The sequence below is a fragment of the Bradyrhizobium sp. Ses1 genome, from assembly GCF_059512365.1.
In genome coordinates this window covers 1-3,162 of sequence record NZ_JCAMOQ010000138.1, presented here as the reverse complement: position 1 = coordinate 3,162, position 3,162 = coordinate 1, and the positions used below count along the sequence as shown (strand labels likewise).

The following is a 3,162-nucleotide window of genomic DNA, read 5'->3' as shown; positions in this document are numbered from 1 at the left end:
GTAAGCGGTAAGAGCTCCCACGTCCGCAGTGATCAGCGGGCGCGTGCGTAGCGGATCGGCATCCAGTATTGGCGCAGCGCCTCGACGGCCGCTGGGATATCGAGGTGGGCATTGCGAAGAAAGTCCTCGGTCTCGCGGCCGCTTCGCGGCGGTCCGAGCAGCGGACGGCCCTGATCGTCGCGACAGTGCAGCAGGATGGTCAGAAGCTGGCCGTGATTGACGTTGCTGGCGTCCAGCAACGGCGCCCACGCCGACAGCCTGAGCCGCATCGCGGCGTAGAAACCCTGGCACCAGGGGCGCGGATCGATGTCGCCATTGACTTCACGCCGGTGCATCGGCGCGAATTGGCGAGGCGTGGTCGAAAGGGTCTGGCTGATCTCGTTATGACGCAGCGCGACGGTGGAAATCGCCGCGAACTCCGGGGTGCCGCCGTGGTTGAAAGCATCGGCATCGATGGCGAGCAGCGGGCAGATCCAGTCGAGTGGGCTCATCGACACCGGTCCAGCCACGATCGCGGCGACGTAACCGTCGAGCATGGGAATGCTGGTGGCGGCAGGATGCCGATCGACGCGAGCCTGCAGCCACCGCTCGAGTTCCTCAAGCGGCATCGCGGCGACCGCCATCGACGACGATGCCTTATGGCGCCGCGGGCTCATGCCGCGGCCTGTGCGGCACGCTGGTGCGCCGCCTTCCAGTTCCAGGCGAGCAGCTCGTACAACTGATGGCTCTTGGTTCGCCCGGAGGCGATGCGCTCCAGCACGTCGGTCAGGTAGGCCTGCGGATCAAGGTCATGGAGCTTTGCTGTGTTCACGATCGACGCCAGGATCGCCCAGCTCTCGGCGCCACCTTCGCTGCCGCTGAACAATGAGTTGCGTCTTCCCATGGCAATCGGGCGCATGGACCGCTCGACCGTATTGCTGTCGACCTCGATGCGGCCGTCGCGGAGAAACAGCGTCAATCCGTCCCAGTGGTTGAGCGCGTAGTTGATGGCCTCCGTCAGCTTCGACTGGGAGAAGAGCTGGTCGACCATCTCGGTCAGTCGCACCTTGAGCGCTGCCATCAGCGGTGCAGCCCTGGTGCAGCGGGCGGCCAGCCGCTGCTCGGCGCTGCTGCCGCGGATCTCTGCTTCGATGGCATAGACCGCCTGCAGGCGTTCGATCACCTCGCGCGCGTACGGCGACTGCGTCGTCTTGTAGACCTCGACAAATTTGCGGCGGGCGTGAGCAAGACAAAACGCGAGCTGGATCGCGCTGCCATGGCTGCGGGCGAGTGCTTTGTAGGCGGCATAACCATCCACCTGCAGAATGCCGGAAAAACCCGTCAATTGTCCGGCGATCTCCTCGGTGCCGCGGCCCTCGGCGAACACGTAGGCGACCGCCGGCGGCGACGGCCCACCCCATGGCCGGTCATCCATGGCATGCGCCCAGAACTGGCAGATGCGGGTGCGATGTCGTCCGGGATCGAGCACCGGCATCGGCGTCTCGTCGCAGAACACGCGCGGCGCGGCCTGGATCGTGCGCAGCTGGAGGTCATAGAGGCTCCTGAGCCACCAGGCCGCACGCTTCACCCAGCCGGCAAGCGTCGACCGGTCGAGATGGACGCCCTGGCCGGCCAGAATCTGCACTTGCCGATACAGCGGCAGATACCAGGCGAACTTCGAGATCACCACGTGGCTCACGAGTGCGGTCGAGGCCATGCCGCTCTCGATCAGGCGCGGCAGCACCTTCGCTTGGACCACACCATCGGTGCAGCTGCGGCAGCCATATTTAGGACGGATCGTGCGCAACACCCGCAGAATCGCCGGGATGATGTCCAGCACCTCGCTGACGTCCTCGCCGATCTTGTGGAGCTGACCTTGGCAGCATGGGCACGCGGTTGCCTCCGGCTCCAGCACCTGCTCGCAGCGCGGCAGGTGCTTTGGAAGCGCGCCGATGTTGCGGCGCGCCTTCTTGCGCGGTTTGCTGGGTGGCTTCGCCACAGCCACATCATCGTTGGCGGGCGCAGGCAGCGTAGGGTCAGCCTCAAGATCGCCCAGCTCGAGCGCAAGCTGTTCGTCCACGAGCACCGCAAGCCGCTCCGACCGCTTCCCGAAGATCATCTCCTTGAGCGTCTGCATTGCTACGCGCAGCTTCTCGTTCTCAGCGTCAAGCGCGAGCACCATCTCGGTCAGAGCCGCCGGATCGGTCGGGAGAGCGTCGGGACGAATCGCCATGATCAGACGATACATCCGCGCGACCCGTGCTCCAGCGAAATCCTCACGCCTCAGCCGACAACGGTCGGCTGCTTCACAGGCTTGGGCGACACACGCGTCCACTCGAGCCCGTCGAGCAGCATCGCAAGCTGCGTCGCACTGAGATGCACAACGCCGTCGCGGATCGGCGGCCAGGTGAAACGTCCTTGGTGCAACCACTTCGTTACCAGCACCATGCCGCTGCCGTCCCACGCCAGAAGCTTCACTCTGTCCATGCGCTTGCTGCGGAACACGAAGACGTCGCCGCAATACGGGTTCGCACGCAGCGCTTCGCTCACCAGCGCCGACAGCGTGTGCACCGATTTGCGAAAGTCGACCGGCTGTGCCGCCAGCACCACCTTGAGGTCAGACCGTAGTGCAATCACCGGATCCCCCGAAGCGCCGCCAGCACCGTCGACAGGGTCGCCAGCTCCACGCCCGACTCGACCCGGATGCGCGCCCCGTTCACCTCGATCTCGACCACCCCGCAGACCTTGGCCGGCGGCGCGGCGATCTCCAAAGGCTTCGTCTGTACCGGCGAAATACGCTCGGACTCGCCAGCTGTCCCGCCACCGCTCTCGGCACCAATTTGGATCGGCACGAAGCTTGGCGCCTTGCCCGCTACCGCCGCCGCAACTTGGCGTCGCCACACCGTAAGCAGCCCGCGGGAAACCCCATTGCGCCGCGCCACCTCGGAGATGTTCGCACCCTCCTCAAAGCTCTCCGCCACGATCCGGGCCTTCTCCTCGCCCGTCCACCGTCCCCGTCGGCGCTCCCCAGTGATCACCTCGACGCGACGATAGGAGTCACCTTCCTGCCTGGCATCAAGCATGGCATTTGCCATCGTTACACCTCCACCGATCCGCTCATGCCAGGCTGTATCGCGCGCAAGCCGAAGGATGGCTAGGTGGGGGCCTCATGCCGGTTACGAT

4 protein-coding genes are annotated in these 3,162 nt (G+C 65.4%); all 4 read right to left on the bottom strand.

The window, feature by feature from the left end:
• Positions 1-32: 32 nt before the first annotated feature.
• Genes AC5ZG5_RS45840 through tnpA form a run of 4 tightly spaced genes read right to left on the bottom strand, consistent with a single transcriptional unit; the run spans position 33 to position 3,074 of the window.
• Positions 33-623 carry a UPF0149 family protein gene (locus tag AC5ZG5_RS45840; RefSeq protein ID WP_455998985.1) on the bottom strand — a complete coding sequence of 197 codons (591 nt, stop codon included), beginning with the start codon at positions 621-623 and terminating at the stop codon, positions 33-35.
• Positions 624-652: 29 nt separating this feature from the next.
• Positions 653-2,212, bottom strand: a complete 1,560-nt coding sequence (gene tnpC / locus AC5ZG5_RS45835) for an IS66 family transposase (RefSeq protein WP_456645735.1) — start codon at positions 2,210-2,212, stop codon at positions 653-655.
• A gap of 50 nt (positions 2,213-2,262) precedes the next feature.
• Positions 2,263-2,616, bottom strand: coding sequence for an IS66 family insertion sequence element accessory protein TnpB (gene tnpB / locus AC5ZG5_RS45830; RefSeq protein ID WP_091897204.1), 354 nt, complete (start codon positions 2,614-2,616; stop codon positions 2,263-2,265).
• On the bottom strand, positions 2,613-3,074 hold the full coding sequence (tnpA, locus tag AC5ZG5_RS45825) for an IS66-like element accessory protein TnpA (RefSeq protein WP_456645712.1): 462 nt from the start codon (positions 3,072-3,074) through the stop codon (positions 2,613-2,615). The genes tnpB and tnpA overlap by 4 nt, the downstream gene beginning before the upstream one ends.
• Positions 3,075-3,162: the final 88 nt, after the last annotated feature.